General features: G+C 75.2%; 10 protein-coding genes, 2 tRNA genes and 1 pseudogene. 1 reads left to right on the top strand and 12 read right to left on the bottom strand.

Going from position 1 to position 14,353, the window contains the following annotated elements:
* Nucleotides 1-83: 83 nt before the first annotated feature.
* From IE321_RS37665 to IE321_RS37640, 6 genes are all read right to left on the bottom strand, one after another.
* Complete coding sequence (locus IE321_RS37665) at nt 84-1,322, bottom strand: MFS transporter (RefSeq protein ID WP_190226214.1); 1,239 nt, start codon at nt 1,320-1,322, stop codon at nt 84-86.
* A complete protein-coding gene (locus IE321_RS37660; RefSeq protein ID WP_190226213.1) occupies nt 1,319-2,371 on the bottom strand; it encodes a PLP-dependent cysteine synthase family protein in 1,053 nt (350 codons plus the stop codon). Before IE321_RS37660 ends, IE321_RS37665 begins: the two co-directional genes overlap by 4 nt.
* Before the next feature lie 77 nt (nt 2,372-2,448).
* Complete coding sequence (locus tag IE321_RS37655; RefSeq protein ID WP_190226212.1) at nt 2,449-2,868, bottom strand: hypothetical protein; 420 nt, start codon at nt 2,866-2,868, stop codon at nt 2,449-2,451.
* A 106-nt stretch (nt 2,869-2,974) separates the two neighbouring features.
* The gene (locus IE321_RS37650; RefSeq protein ID WP_043224742.1) at nt 2,975-3,715 is read right to left on the bottom strand and encodes a MerR family transcriptional regulator; all 741 of its coding nucleotides are present in this window, start codon (nt 3,713-3,715) and stop codon (nt 2,975-2,977) included.
* Between the two features lie 124 nt (nt 3,716-3,839).
* Nucleotides 3,840-3,913 (bottom strand) — tRNA-Met (locus IE321_RS37645).
* A 50-nt stretch (nt 3,914-3,963) separates the two neighbouring features.
* Nucleotides 3,964-4,458, bottom strand: a complete 495-nt coding sequence (locus IE321_RS37640) for a rhodanese-like domain-containing protein (protein WP_190226211.1) — start codon at nt 4,456-4,458, stop codon at nt 3,964-3,966.
* A 246-nt stretch (nt 4,459-4,704) separates the two neighbouring features.
* Here IE321_RS37640 and IE321_RS37635 point away from each other — a divergent pair, with 246 nt between their 5' ends.
* Nucleotides 4,705-5,640, top strand: a complete 936-nt coding sequence (locus IE321_RS37635) for a sigma-70 family RNA polymerase sigma factor (RefSeq protein ID WP_226652052.1) — start codon at nt 4,705-4,707, stop codon at nt 5,638-5,640.
* 54 nt (nt 5,641-5,694) lie between these two features.
* Here IE321_RS37635 and IE321_RS37630 read toward each other — a convergent pair whose 3' ends face one another.
* From IE321_RS37630 to IE321_RS37605, 6 genes and pseudogenes are all read right to left on the bottom strand, one after another.
* Nucleotides 5,695-6,291 (bottom strand): phosphatase PAP2 family protein, encoded by a 597-nt coding sequence (locus tag IE321_RS37630; protein WP_190226216.1) that lies wholly within the window; start codon nt 6,289-6,291, stop codon nt 5,695-5,697.
* An 86-nt stretch (nt 6,292-6,377) separates the two neighbouring features.
* The gene (locus tag IE321_RS37625; RefSeq protein WP_190226215.1) at nt 6,378-7,778 is read right to left on the bottom strand and encodes a diacylglycerol/lipid kinase family protein; all 1,401 of its coding nucleotides are present in this window, start codon (nt 7,776-7,778) and stop codon (nt 6,378-6,380) included.
* Nucleotides 7,779-8,064: 286 nt separating this feature from the next.
* Nucleotides 8,065-8,140: transfer RNA gene (locus IE321_RS37620), tRNA-Lys, on the bottom strand.
* A gap of 103 nt (nt 8,141-8,243) precedes the next feature.
* Entirely contained in the window at nt 8,244-11,357 is a 3,114-nt protein-coding gene (locus IE321_RS37615; protein WP_190226209.1) for a FlgD immunoglobulin-like domain containing protein, read from the bottom strand.
* 204 nt (nt 11,358-11,561) lie between these two features.
* Nucleotides 11,562-13,886 (bottom strand): DEAD/DEAH box helicase, encoded by a 2,325-nt coding sequence (locus IE321_RS37610; protein WP_190226208.1) that lies wholly within the window; start codon nt 13,884-13,886, stop codon nt 11,562-11,564.
* Nucleotides 13,887-14,099: 213 nt separating this feature from the next.
* Nucleotides 14,100-14,353, bottom strand: a pseudogene (locus IE321_RS37605) (hypothetical protein); the annotation flags it as partial.

Raw genomic sequence — 14,353 nt, 5'->3', positions numbered from 1 at the left:
GGGGGGCCGACCGGCGTACCGGGCCCCGGCCCGCCGGGCCGTGCCCCCGGACGGGGCCCGTACCCCGGCCCCGTGGCGCACCCCTACTCCGTCCGGAGCCGTCCGCCCCGCCCCAGCGCCGCGACCGCCGCCGCGCAGCCCAGGCCGACGGCGCAGAGCGCCAGCCACGGGACCGCCGTCCACCCCGTGACGTCGAGCAGCACGCCGGTGCCGAGGTTCCCGAGGGTGATGCCGATCCCGCACACGGTGTTGTAGAGCCCGTAGTGGGTGGCCACCCAGCGGCCCCGGGAGAGGGCGACGACGGTGTCCATCTCGTACGGGTAGAGCACCGCGTTCGCCACCGCGAGGACCGCCGCGCACAGCAGCAGCGCCGGCGCGCCCCGGCCGAGGACGGCGGGCAGCAGGAAGGCGCCGCCCATCAGCGCCAGACCGAGGACGAGGCTCCGCTCGCGGGAGAGCCGGGCCGCGCACCAGGCGGTGATCCGCAGCTGCCCGGCGAGCGCCACGAGCGCGGAGACCACGAAGAGCGCGGTCGTCACGCCCGTGCCGCCCGCCGCGAGCGGCAGCGCCAGGTAGACCTGGAAGGAGAGGACGTACGAGCCGGTCATGGCGAGCGAGAAGAGCCAGAAGACCCGGTTGCCGAGGACCGTGCGCAGCTGGCCCCGGGTCCCGCCGTCCTCGCCGTCCTTCGGCCCCGGCCGGCCGCCGCCCGCCGAGACGGGCAGGTGCCGCAGCTGGACCAGGGTCAGGCCCAGGAAGAGCAGCGCCGCGACCACGCAGGTCAGCCGGAACGACACCCCGGTGAGCGCGACCCCGACCAGCGGGCCGAGCAGGATGCCCGCCTGGTAGTAGGCGTTGAACAGCGCGAACGCCTCCACCCGGCGCTCCTCCCCCGCCTCCGCCGCCAGGCACGCGCGGACGGCCGGGTTGAAGAGCGCGCCCGCGAGGCCGGTGGCGAGCGAGGCGGCGATCAGGAAGGGCAGCGACTGGGCGAGGGCGAGCGCGCCGAAGCCGACGGTCCGCAGCGCGCAGCCCGCGACGATGAGCGGCTTGAAGCCGAGCCGGTCGGCCAGCGCCCCGCCGACGAGGAACATGCCCTGCTGGGAGAGGTTGCGGACGCCGAGGACGAGTCCGACCGCCCAGGCCGCCATGCCGAGCCCGTCGGCCAGATGGGCCGCCAGATAGGGCATCAGCATGTAGAAGCCGAGGTTGATGGTGAGCTGGTTGAGGAAGAGGAGCCGGACGGCCGGGTCGAAGCTGCGGCTCCGCTTCCAGAGTCCGCCGCGGGGCGGCGCTTCCGCGGTGCCGGTCGTGGTGCTCACCGGGCGGCCGCCGTCCGGTCCAGGACCCTGCGGGTCCAGCCCTCGACGCCGTCCGGGCCCGCGTAGTCGGCCGGTTCGTCCCGCACGGGTCCGTCGAGGAGGCCGTGGGCGGCGCAGTACGCGTCGTTGAAGACGGTGTCGAAGTAGCGCTGCGGGCCGTCGGGGAAGACGGCCGCGATCCGGGTCCCGCGCGGGCGGGTCCGGGCCAGCCAGGCCGCCACGAGCGCGACCGCGCCGACGCTCCAGCCGCCGGTGGCGTACTGGCGGGCGGCGAGCCGCCGGGCGGAGCGGACCGCCTCGGCGGGGGCCACCCAGTGGACCTCGTCGAAGGCCGCGTGGTCGACGTTGGCCGGGTGGATGGAGGAGCCGAGGCCGCGCATCAGCCGCTCCCCGGCGGGCAGTCCGAAGACGGTGGAGCGGATCGAGTCGACGCCGACCAGCTCCAGGGCCGGGCTGCTGGTGGCGCGCAGCGCGCGGGCGATGCCGGCCGAGTGGCCGCCGGTGCCGACCGCGCAGACGAGGACGTCGATCCGGTCGAGCTGCCCGGAGAGTTCGGCGGCGAGCCCGGCGTAGGCGGCGGGGTTGTCGGGGTTGCCGTACTGGTCGGGCCACCAGGCCCCGTCGAGACGGGCGAGGAGTTCGGCGACCCGGTCCTTGCGGGCCTGCTGCCAGCCGCCGCGCGGGTGCGGCTCGGTGACGACGTGGACGGTGGCGCCGTGGGCGACGAGCATCCGCTCGACGATCGGCTCCAGACCGGGGTCGGTGACGACGTGCACGGGGTGCCCGTGGAGCACCCCGGCGAGGGCGAGGCCGAGGCCGAGGGTCCCGGAGGTCGACTCGACGATCGGGGCGCCGGGCCGCAGGTCGCCGCGGCGGCGGGCCTCCTCGACCATGTGGAGCGCCGGGCGGTCCTTGATGCCGCCGGCGTTGAAGCCTTCGAGCTTGGCCCAGTAGCCGTCGTCGGTCCACAGCACGGGCGTGTTGCCGACGGTGGGGTGCGGGGGCTGGGGCGGGTGCGGGGGCGCGGGAGTGCGCGCGGGGGCGTGCATGGGTGCGTACGTCCTCGGGGTGGGTGGTGCGCCGGAAGGGAGAGGGCCTGGCTGTCGCGGGCGGCGACGGGCGGCGCTCAGTTCCGGTCCACTCCGAGGGCGATGAGCAGCCGTCCGGGCCCGGGGCAGGGCCCGGCCCGGGTGCGGACGAGCCGGGGGTCCGCGCCCGGCGGCGGGCCGGCGGGGCCGGGGGTGACGACGCCGCCGGGTCCCGGCGGGTCGAGCTGCGGGGCGGCCGCCGTCTGCGCGGAGACCGGCAGTTCGACGGCGTGGCCCTCGCCTCCCTCCCCGCAGCCGTGCGGGAGGGACCCGTGGGCGGGGCCGACCACGGCGACGGTCGCGCCGGTCGCCGCGTGCCCGGGCCCGGTGGGCGCCGGGTGGCCGGGGGCGCCGTGGCAGAGCCCGGCGAAGAGCGCGACGAGCGCGAGGAGGAGCAGGAGGACGGGCGCCCGTCCTCCTGCTCCTCCTCGCGCGTCCGTCACGATCGTGTCACTCATGGGAGTCATGACGTTACGTTCCGCGTTCACGCCGGCGCAAAGGGACGGGCGCGGACGGGGACGGTTTCGGCCAGCGCTTATTTCGGGCGCCGGGCCGCCGCCCGGGTCACAGGTTCCGCTCGGCCCACACCGTCAGGGCGTCCCGGACCAGGACGGCGGTGCCCTCGCCGTGCCGGTCGTAGTTCTTGGTGAACCTCGGGTCGTCCACGTACATCTGGCCGAGCCCGATCAGGTACTCCTTGGTCGGGCTGGTGGTCACGGACAGCCAGTCGTACTGCCTGCGGGCCAGGGCCTGCACCTCGTCGCTGTCCGCCGCGAGCCCGGCCGCGGCGGCGGCCCCGAAGTCGCGGGCGATGCCGGCCTGCGTCTCCATGAACTCCTTCTTCTCGGCCTCGCCGAGCGACCGCCACCAGCGGTCGCCCCGCTCGTACGCCTCGCGGCCCCACCGTTCGGTGACCTCCGCCTCGTACGTCGTGTGGTCGAAGCCGTCGAAGACTTCCTCGGCCATGAGCTGTTCTCCTCTCTCGGTCTTGTGGAGAGTGGTCCGTACGGCCTCGATCTGCCGCCCGATGCGCTCGCGCTCCTGTTGGAGGAGGGCCAGATGCGTGCGCAGGGCGGCCGAGGTGTCCCGCTGGCCTTCGAGGACCTCGGCGATGGCGGGCAGCGAGAGCCCGAGCTCGCGCAGCAGCAGGATCCGCTGCAGCCGGACGAGCGCCGCCTGGTCGTAGTACCGGTAACCGTTCGCGCCGATCCGGCTCGGCTCCAGCAGCCCCAGCTCGCCGTAGTGGCGGAGCGTACGGCTGGTGGTGCCGGCCTTCCTGGCGATCTCCTGGATCGACCACTCCATGCCGAGAACCGTAGAACTTGACGTTGCGTAAAGGTCAAACCGGACGGCGCCGCGCGGCGACATCCCCGGGAAACGCCGAAGGCCCGGATCGTCTGGAGACGATCCGGGCCTTCGTGCTACTGAGTAGCGGGGACAGGATTTGAACCTGCGACCTCTGGGTTATGAGCCCAGCGAGCTACCGAGCTGCTCCACCCCGCGTCGGTGAATATGACCTTACGGCATGGGCGGCGGAAAGCGAAATCCGATACTCAGCAGCCGCAGTCCTCGGCGTCGACCGGGGCCGTCAGCGGGTCGGCGGCCCGCTGACCGGGACCTTCCCAGGTCTCGTACGCGAAGCCCTCGCGCGCCCAGTACTCGAAGCCGCCGAGCATCTCCTTCACCTGGAAGCCCAGCTCGGCGAGGGCGAGCGCCGCGCGCGTGGCGCCGTTGCAGCCGGGGCCCCAGCAGTAGGTGACGACCGGGACGGACTTGTCGAGGATCCGCTCCGCCTGCTCGGGGATGAGCGCGGTGGGGAGGTGCAGGGCCTCGGGGACGTGGCCCTGGTCCCAGGAGGCGGTCGAGCGGGTGTCGATCACCACGAAGCCGGGGTCGGTGCCGGTGGCGCGGGCGTCGGCCAGGGCGGAGGCCACGTCGGAGACGTCCGCGTGGAACGCGAGGCTGGCGGAGAAGTAGGCGGCCGCGGCGGCGGGCGGGGCCGGCGGGGTGCGCAGTACGGGGTTGACCCGGGTGCCTGTCGTCGTCATGGTGATCAATCTACGGATGATGATCATCGCGCTGAAGTGGCGTTCCACGGCACTCGCGCCCCTCGGCCGGGGAAACCCGGGCGATGGGCGCCGGGCGGCGTGGATCTCACGCGCCGAGACGTGCGGGGAGCCGCGGCAGCCGTACGGGCGCGACCACGCGCGCGGGGCGCCGCCGCTCCGCTGTCACATCCTGGGGATCCGATCCGTCATGGAGGCATGACGGGACGCGAAGGGGGAGTTCGACAGATGGACGACAGTACGGTGGAGCGCACCGGCGGGCTCGACGCGGACGCGCTGGCGCGCCGCTTCGACGCGGACCGCGGACACCTGCGGGCCGTCGCCTACCGCATGCTGGGGTCGCTCAGCGAGGCGGAGGACGCGGTCCAGGAGACCTGGTTCAAGCTCAGCCGCACCGACGTGAGCGGGGTCGCCAACCTCACCGGCTGGCTCACCACGGTCATCGGCCGGGTCTGCCTGGACATGCTGCGCTCGCGCGGCTCCCGGCGCGAGGACCCGCTCGACCACCACGTCCCGGACCCGATCGTGCACGTCCCCGGCGCCGGCGACCCGGAGCACGCGGCCGAGCTGACCGAGTCCGTCGGCCTCGCGCTGCTCATCGTCCTGGAGACCCTCGCGCCGGCCGAGCGGCTCGCCTTCGTGCTGCACGACATGTTCGCCGTCTCCTTCGACGAGATCGCGCGGATCGTGGACCGCACTCCGGCGGCGACCCGGCAGCTGGCCAGCCGGGCACGGCGCCGCGTCCAGGACGCCACCCCCGGGCCCGGGCCCGACGCGCGCCGCCAGCGGGAGATCGCCGACGCCTTCCTGGCCGCCTCCCAGGGCGGCGACTTCGAGGGACTGCTCGCCGTCCTCGACCCGGACGCGGTGCTGCGCGCCGACGGCGGCGTGCTCCTCGCCGGCACCTCCAAGCTGGTCCACGGCGCCGAGGCGATCATCCGGCAGGCCGTCATGTACGCGAGCTTCCGCAAGGCGTCGCTGTCGATCGTCGTCAACGGCCAACCGGCCGTCCTGTCGGTCGTCGACGGCAAGGCGACCGCGCTCATGGCCTTCACCATCGCCGGCGACCGCATCGTCCAGCTGCACGTCCTCGCCGACCCGGACCGCATCGCCGCCCTGGACATCCCGCAGGAGGCCCTGGACCGCGCGGTCTACCCGGACTGACCCGCCGCCGTCCCGCGCCCGGGCCGGGCCCCGCGCGGGACGGCGGTCCGGGCGTCAGGACCCGGCGTCGCGCGCCTTCAGCAGGGACGCGCCGATGGCCAGGGAGGCGGCGCCGCTGGCGAGGCCGAGGACGGCGCCGGCGGCCACGTCGCCGGGGTAGTGGACCCCGGTGTGGACGCGGGAGTAGCCGACCGCCGAGGCGAGCAGCCCCAGCGGCACCGCCGCGGGCGGCAGCGCCACCCCGGCGGCGGTGGCGAAGGCGACCGCCGAGGCGGTGTGGCCGGACGGGAAGGAGGCCGACTCCGGCATCGGGACGTGCCGGCCGGCCACCACCCGGGCCGCCTCCCGGTCCGGGCGCGGCCGGCGGACCAGCCGCTTGCCGAGGATGTTCGCCGTCGCCGAGGCGATCGCGATCGCGCCGACGCCCATGAGCGCCGCGCGGCGCGGCCGGCCCGGGAAGAGGGCCAGCCCGGCGGCGACGGCGAAGGAGATCTTCGAGTGGTCGGCGGCGTTCGACAGCCGGCGCAGGCCCACGTCCAGGGCGGGCGTGGGCGTGGCCGCCACCGCCCCGTACACGGCGCCGTCCACGGCCCGCAGGTCGTGCAGCACGGCCTTGCCGGTGGAGACCGCGGCCCGCGGCCGGTCCCGCATCCGCACCGGACCGGCCGCCGGGGCCGCGAACGCGTCCGCCCGCCCCTCGCCGGGACCGGGCCCGCCCTCGTACGTGCTCTCGTCGCTCATGCGCCACTCCTGTAAGGGTCTTCGGACGGGGTCCTCGGACGGTTCGAAGGGCCGGGACCGTACTGGTCCGGGAAGGCGATCCGGATGATCCTCCGCCAGTCCAACGGCGGAGGCGGCGGAACCACTCCCGGCCGGGCGCGCGGCACCAGCACCCGCAGGGCGCCCGGCCGCAGTTCGCAGACGACCGGGGTGGGCAGGACGAGCGCCTCCCCGTCCACGGCCACCGGCACGCTCCCCTCCGCCTTCGGCACGCCGGCGTTGGTGACCCCTCCGTGGACTTCGACGCGCTGCGCGGTCAGGACGTTGAGCGCGGCGGACTGCGTCCCGAGCACGACCAGCTCGGCGGCGTGCGCCGCACCGTCCACCCGGATGCCGATGACCCCGAGCCGGCCGCTGTCCAGACGGGTGCGGTGCCCGGCGGCCGCGCTGAACGGATCCGGCGCGGCGTACGGGTTGTTGCTGATCAGGATCGCCTGCTGGCCCGGCAGCCGGGTGGCGTCGGCGGTCGCGTCGAGCCGGTCGCCCAGCCCGCCCTGGAGCAGGTCGGGCAGCGCCTCGAACGCCGTCTCGGCCTTGGCGTCGCGGTACTCCGGCCGCTGCACCACGTCCGCGTACACCCCGAAGGAGACGGTGTTGACGAACGGCCGGCCGGCGACCGTGCCGAGATCGACGCGGAGCTCCTCGCCGTCGGTGAGCGCCTCCAGACAGGCCGCCGGATCGTTCCGGTCGAGCCCGAGGTCCATGGCGAAGTGGTTGCGGGTGCCCGCCGAGATCACCAGGAACGGCAGGTCGTGCTCGGCGGCGACCGCCGCGACCAGGGCCTGGGTGCCGTCGCCGCCCGCGACCCCGAGCAGGTCGGCGCCGTCCGCGACCGCCTTCCGGGCGAGCGCCGTGACGTCGGCGGGGACGGACGGGTCGAGCAGTACGACCCGGGCGCCCAGCCGTTCGGCCTTGCGGACGAGCCCGAACCGCTCGACCTTCCCGCCGCCCGACTTCGGGTTCATGATCAGCACGGCCTGACGGGGCCGGGCGGCGGCCACGGCCGGCGCGGGCCCGTCGGGCACCTCGCCCGGCCTGCGCAACGCGGCCCGGGCACAGCCGAGCGCGGCGCCCCACAGCCCGAGCGCGGTCAGCGCGTAGACCCACAGGCCGCCGACCACGTACAGCACGAGCACCCCGACCGGCGCCCCCACCAGCAGCGCCGCGCCCGCGACCCGCAACGGCCCCCGGTGCGCGACGAACCACCACAGCCCCACGGCCCCCGCCACGAGCCCCACCACTCCGCTGAGCAGCACCAGCAGCCCGCCGCCGCTCAGCGCCAGCAGCAGCACGACCACCGCCGCCCCGGCCGCGGCCAGCGCCCACCGCGCCAGATCCCGCGCCGCACCGGCGGTCACCGTCCGGGCACCCGCGCCCGAACGGTCGTCCCACCACCGCGTGTCCCCGTTCACCGACCCCACCTCCACCCTTCCAAGACTCCCCCAGCCTCCCCCGGGTCACCCCGCGGAAGCATCCGTTCGACGGAAGATCACCACACCGGTGACACCGCCTCAGACATGGTCCCGGACCGCGGGGTACGGGTCACGCCGCAGGGCGTCCCGGGCTCGGTGCCCCGCGCGCGGACGACGGCGCGGACACGACGAAGCGCCCCGGCCGGGGGTTCCGGTGGGGCGCTTCGGGTGCTGGTAGGCCGTGTGGGACTCGAACCCACAACCAATGGATTAAAAGTCCACTGCTCTGCCAATTGAGCTAACGGCCCGTGTGCGAGCACTCCGTGCAGCATAGCCGGACGGGCCCGGCTAACCGATCGGGTATCGGATACCGCCGCGCCGCGCCCCGGGCGGGGGCGCGGCGCGGTGGGGTCAGAAGAGGGCGCGGAAGGTGTTCCAGCCGCCGGAGCCGATGAGCTCGCGGGCGGTGAAGCGGTTCGCCGTGCGGCCTTCGCCGTAGCTGTAGTAGGCGTACAGGCGGCCGGCGGCGTCGCGCCCGACGAGGTCGCTGTCGCCGTCGCCGTCGAGGTCGCCGGTGCCCTGGAGGGCCGTGTAGACCTGCCAGCCGCCGCCGACCCGGACGCGCGCGGTGACGCCGCCGGTCGGGGTGCCGAAGTAGGCCCAGAGGACGCCGGCGGCGTCGACGCCGAGGAGGTCGCCGCGGCCGTCGCCGTCGAGGTCGCCGGCGGCGGTGATCCGCTTGTAGAGCCTCCAGTCGACGCCGACGCGGACGCGGGAGGCGAGGCGGTGGTCGGCGGTGCCGGCGTAGAAGTACATGTCGCCGGTGGTGGCCTGGCGGGCGATCAGGTCGGAGCGGCCGTCGCCGTTGACGTCGCCGGGCGAGGCGAGGACGTCGTACTGGGCCCAGCCGGAGCCGACGGAGGTGTACGGCGACGAGGCCGTGACGACCTTGCCGCAGCCGGGCCGGTAGGCGCGCAGTTCGTTGCCGACGCGACCGAGGACGTCGACGCAGCCGTCGGCGTTCACGTCGCCGAAGGGGACGAGGAGGGTGCCGGACGGGAAGGCGGCGCCGGAGGCGGTGGTGCGGGCGGACAGCCCGCCGAGGCCGTTGCCGCGGTAGAGGGAGACGGCCCCGTCGGCGGTCACGGCGAGGAGGTCGCCCTGGGCGTCGTTGCCGGCGAGGTCGCGGTAGCGGGGCGCGCTGCCGGAGACGGTGAACGAGCCGTTGGAGTACAGGTTGCGGCCCTTGCCGTCGGCGGTGAGGGCGCGCACCTCCCAGATGTACCGCCCGTTCGGCACGGGCACGCCCGCCGCGTTCCGCCCGTCCCAGGTGAGGCTGATCCGGCCGCGGGTCTCCGTCCCCCGGTAGGTCCGCACCGGCTTGAAGCTGTACCCGTCCACCACGCTCGCCTCGTACGTCGAGGCGGGCTTGGACAGCGTCCAGGACGCCCGCCAGCTTCCCGGCATCGGCAGGGCGGCCGGGGCGGAGACGGAGGCGAGGGTCAGGTCGGAGGTGGGCACGTCGGTCCAGACGACGTGCACCCGCTGGTCGGCGCCCCGGTAGGCCACGGCGCCGCCGAAGCGGTCGACGGCCCAGGTGACGCGGCGTTCGCCGGTGACGGGCGCGGCGGCGTCGAGGAAGCCGGTGCGGACCTGGCCGTCGTGGAGGTCGGTGACCCGCAGCCGGGTGCCGCTCGGCTCGCGGTCCACGAGGTAGCCGTCGCCGAGCAGGACCCCGCTCGGCGCCCTGGTGCCGAGGGTGGTTCTGGTCCGGGCGCGGAGGTCGTACACGCCCTGCCGGCCGTCGGCGCACGTCCAGTACAGCCAGCGTCCGGCGGCCGACTGGTACTCGGTCACCGGGCACGGGGCGACGCCGGTGAGCTTGCCGAGGTCCTTGCCGGTGCCGAGGTCGGTCCGGGCGACCTCGCCGGTCACGGCGGTCGAGGTGAAGAGGGTGTCGCCCCAGACGGTCGCCGCCGTCCGGGTCAGGCCGCGCGGGACCTGCGGGCCGCCGGCGGGCGCGTCGAGGTCGACGACGAGGGTGCGGGTGTCGCCCTGGAAGACCACCCAGCGTCCGGCGGCGTCGGCGATCTGCCCGCGCGGCTCCCCGGTCGGCACCCGGGTCACCCGGCCCGAGGCGTCGCGGGCGACGACCTGCCGGATGCCGGCGTCCTCGGCGACGTGCACGGTCCGGCCGTCGCCGGTGTCGTGGAGCGGGGTGCCCGGGTCCACGCCCTGCGTCCCGGTGCCGAGCCGGACCGGCTTCGACTGGCCGGTGTGCAGGGGGCCGACGGGCAGGGACCGTTCGGCGAAGCCGCGGCCGGCCGCGCCGCCGTTCTCCAGGGTGGAGAGCCGGCCGGCGCCGAGCGCCAGGGACTCCACGGCGGCGGGCACCGGCGGGACGGGCGCGGCGAGCTTCTCCAGGAACGGGGTGCCGTCCTTGCCGGTCACCACCTTGAGCAGGGCCCAGTCGGTCGCGCCGGTGCCGCCGACGACGGCGGCGCCGCCCCCGTCGACCTGGTTGATCTCGGCCTGCGCCCGCTGGAGGAGGGTCACCTCCGGCCCGTCCGGGTGGAGGGCGACGATCCGCCGCCGCAGGGCCGCGTCCGCGCCCTGGGCCTGGCCGGCGGCGAGCACCCACTCACCCACGAGCCCGATCCGGCCCCCGCCGTCGAGGCCGTCGGGGAGCGGGAAGGTCCGCTCCGCGCCGCCCGGGTCGGTGCGGAGGCGGACGTGCACGGTGCGGGCGGCGTCCACCCAGGCGAGCCGGTCCGCGCTGAGGGCGACGGGCGCGAGGCCGCCGCCGCTGCCGGTGGGGGTGGCCGCCGCCACGGCGGTGACCCGCCCGGTCGTCAGGTCGACGAGGCCCAGGCGGGTGAAGGTGTACGGGTCCCCGCCGGCCGTCGCGAAGCGGATCACGGCCGTGGCCCCGTCTCCCGCGACGAGCCGCGCGGTGGACAGGTCCGCGTCGCCGGGCCAGCCGGTGACGGCGGTCGGGGTGCCGGCGGGCGCGGCGGCAGGGACCAGCTGGAAGCCGGCGCCCTTGCGGAGGAGCACGGCCCCGCCGAGCAGGCCCGCGTAGGTCGTGTCCGACGCCAGGGTGAAGGCCCGCTGGACGCCGGTGGCGAGGTCGCGGACCGCGTACGCCCCCGGCTGCGGCTCCACGTACGCGTACCGCCCGCCGATCCCCGCCTCGCCGAACCACTCGTGCGCCGCGTACCCGAGCCGGGTGTCGGTGCCGCTCGCGAAGTCCGTCCACACCAGCGGGTCGTCGGTGAGGTCGCTGCCGTCCTCGGTCGCGTGCGCGTACCCGGACGCCGAGGCGGAGGTGACGACCTCGCCCCGCGGCACGGCCCGCCAGTCCGGATCGACGTCCACCTGGTCGATGCCGACCACCGGCGCCCCCGGCGCGGCCACGGCGACCGGCAGCGCGACGGGCCCGAGCCCCGCCCCGGCGGCCGCGAGAACGGCGGCGAGCAGGACGGCGCGCGCGCGAGGGCGTCGCGCGGATGTGGTGCGAGACAAGTGGGCCCCTCCCCGGGAGGTGTTCCAGCGGTGCGGCAGGACGTGGACACCGGACGGGCGAGCGTATCCCGTGTCCCTGTACGAGACCGGCCCGACCCCGTGACGGTTGTACGGCCGGGGGCGGGCTTTCCGGCGCCGGACGCGACGAACCCCCGTGACAGCGGGTGTCACGGGGGTTCGTCGGGGGTGTCAGGTCACACCGGGTCAGCCGTTGCGCTTCCAGCGGGGCTTGTCGTCGCGGCGGCCGCCTCCGAAGGAGGAGGAAGAGGAGCCGGACGGGCGGTGGTCGTCGCGGCGGAAGCCGCCGGACGGGCGGTCGTCGCGGCGGAAGCCGCCCGAGGGACGGTCGTCGCGGCGGTCGCGGTTGAACGGACGGTCGTTGTCGCGGCGGAAGCCACCGGACGGACGGTCGTCACGGCGGAAACCGCCCGAGGGACGGTCGTCGCGGCGGAAGCCACCGGACGGACGGTCGTTGTCCCGACGGAAGCCACCTCGGTCGCCGCCACGGTCGCCGCGGTCGCCGCCGCGGTCGTCACGGTCGCGGAAGCCGCCCGAGGGACGGTCGTTGTCGCGGCGGAAGCCGCCGGACGGACGGTCGTCGCGGCGGAAGCCGCCACGGTCGCCACCGCGGTCGTCACGGTCGCGGAACGACGGACGGTCGTTGTCGCGGCGGAAGCCACCGGACGGACGGTCGTCGCGGCGGAAGCCGCCACGGTCGCCACCGCGGTCGTCGCGGTTGAAGCCGCCCGAGGGACGGTCGTCGCGGCGGAAGCCGCCGGACGGACGGTCGTTGTCCCGACGGAAGCCACCGCGGTCGCCACCGCGGAAGCCGCCGCGGTCACCGCGGTCGTCACGGTTGAAGCCACCGCGGTCACGGCGCTCGTAGTTGCCCCGCTCGTCGCGGGCCGGACGCTCCTCGCGGCGCTGCTCCTCGCGGGCGGCGCGCTCGGCGTCGGCGGCCGCGGCGGCGACCTCGGCCTCGGCGGCCTCGGTGACCTCGGCGACGGCGCTCTCCGGGTCCTCACCGCGCTCGCGGGCGGCCTGCGCGACGAGGCGGTCGGCCTCCTCGCGGAGCTCGACGGCGCGGCGCTGGAGGCGCTCCAGCTGCTTGGTCAGGTCGACGACCTCGCGCTCGGCCTGCTTGGCCGAGTTGTTCGCGGAGTCGGCCTGGACCTCGGTCAGCGAACGGGCGCCGGTGATCTCGGCGACCTCGGGGTCGAAGGCGCCGGCACCGCCGACGATGTGGCGCGTGGCGTCGACGCCCGCGTCCTCCATCAGGCGGAAGATCTGGCGGCGCTGGTGCGGCAGGGCCAGGGAGACCACGACACCGGAGCGGCCGGCGCGGGCGGTGCGGCCCGAGCGGTGCAGGTAGTCCTTGTGGTCGCCGGCCGGGTCCACGTTCAGGACCAGGTCGATGCCGTCGACGTGGATGCCGCGGGCGGCGACGTCGGTCGCGACGAGCGCGTTGACGTAGCCGTCCTTGAAGTCGGCCAGGGTGCGCGTACGGGCGCCCTGGGTCATGCCGCCGTGCAGGGCGTCGGCCTTCACACCGGCGTCGCGCAGCTGCTCCGCGATGCGGTCGGCACCGAGCTGGGTGCGGACGAAGATGATGGTGCGGCCCTTGCGGGCGGCGATGGCGGCGGTGACCGGGGCCTTGTCCTTCGGCTTCACGACGAGGACGTGGTGGGTCATGGTCGTCACGGCGCCGGCCGACGGGTCGACCTCGTGCGTGATCGGGTTCACCAGGTAGCGCTTGACCAGGCTGTCGATCTCGTTCTCCAGGGTGGCGGAGAAGAGGAGGCGCTGGCCGCCGGCCGGGACCTGGTCGAGCAGCTCGGTGACCTCGGGCAGGAAGCCCAGGTCGGCCATCTGGTCGGCCTCGTCGAGGACGGCGATCTGGACCTGCTCCAGGGAGCAGGCGCCGCGGTTGATGATGTCGCGCAGACGGCCCGGGGTGGCGACGAGGATGTCGACGCCGCGCTCCAGGGCGTAGATCTGGTTGCCCATCGACGTACCGCCGCAGACGACCTTCATCTTGAGGCCGAGCACGTCGCCGTAGGGCTGGAGGGCGTCCGCGACCTGCATCGCGAGCTCACGGGTCGGGGTGAGGATGACGCCGCGGGGCTTCTTCTTGTCGGTGTGACCGCCGGCCAGGGTGGCGAGCAGCGGGAGACCGAAGGAGAGGGTCTTGCCGGAGCCGGTGCGGCCGCGGCCCAGGATGTCCTTGCCGGCCAGGGCGTCCGGGATGGTCGCGGCCTGGATCGGGAAGGGGGTGGTCACGCCGTTCTGCGCGAGCTTGCGGACGACGCCCTCGGGCAGGCCCAGGTCACCGAAGGTGATCTCGGGGGCCGCGTCGGAGTCGGTGTCGTCGGCCTCGTCGGAGAACTCGTCGGAGAGCTCGTCGGTCTCGACGGCCTCGTCGGTGATCTCCGCGTCGTCGGCCAGCTCGACGATCTCGGTGATCTCGGTGATCTCGACGATCTCGTCGTTCTCGGGCATGACGGTGTGGTCAGAACTGGAAATGGACATGCGAAATGCGAAACCTTCCGGAGTCTCGGCACGCGCCCGTCAACTCCGTGTTTCGCCTTAAAGACCGCCTCAATGCGGTCAGCCACGGCAAGGGGAGAGTACGCGCCAGTCACGGCGCTCTTCGATGGTGGCGCCGGGCAAATGGGATCAAACGATCTACCACCATACGCACTCCCCCCCACCTCTGGCAAACCGATCAGGGTGACGTACGTCTCATACCGGGCTGACCTGCGGCGATGCCGCCGGTTCGGTGGCCGCACCGGCCGCCCGCAGACCGCCCAGCTGGGTCGAGGGTCCCTCACTCGGCGGATCGGTCGGGTTCGAGGTCGGCTCGGGCGTGGGCTCCGGCGTCGGCTCCTGGGTCGGCTCCGGGCTCGGGGTCGGCTCGGCCGTGGGCTCCGGGGAGGGGGTGCCCGCGCCGCCGCCCCGCACGCCGCCCGCCTCGCCGCCGGTCCCGCCCGTGCCGC

The organism is Streptomyces hydrogenans (genome assembly GCF_014656075.1).
Taxonomy (GTDB): domain Bacteria; phylum Actinomycetota; class Actinomycetes; order Streptomycetales; family Streptomycetaceae; genus Streptomyces; species Streptomyces hydrogenans.
Note: the sequence above shows the minus strand (reverse complement) of the source record. Positions and strands in the feature narration are given on the sequence as shown.

Coding starts and splice junctions, on each gene's coding strand:
- IE321_RS37610 (WP_190226208.1), bottom strand. CDS start 13,886: ATGTCCATTTCCAGTTCTGACCACACCGTCATGCCCGAGAACGACGAG.
- IE321_RS37630 (WP_190226216.1), bottom strand. CDS start 6,291: ATGCGGGACCGGCCGCGGGCCGCGGTCTCCACCGGCAAGGCCGTGCTG.
- IE321_RS37655 (WP_190226212.1), bottom strand. CDS start 2,868: ATGAGTGACACGATCGTGACGGACGCGCGAGGAGGAGCAGGAGGACGG.
- IE321_RS37660 (WP_190226213.1), bottom strand. CDS start 2,371: ATGCACGCCCCCGCGCGCACTCCCGCGCCCCCGCACCCGCCCCAGCCC.
- IE321_RS37635 (WP_226652052.1), top strand. CDS start 4,705: ATGGACGACAGTACGGTGGAGCGCACCGGCGGGCTCGACGCGGACGCG.
- IE321_RS37640 (WP_190226211.1), bottom strand. CDS start 4,458: ATGACGACGACAGGCACCCGGGTCAACCCCGTACTGCGCACCCCGCCG.
- IE321_RS37650 (WP_043224742.1), bottom strand. CDS start 3,715: ATGGAGTGGTCGATCCAGGAGATCGCCAGGAAGGCCGGCACCACCAGC.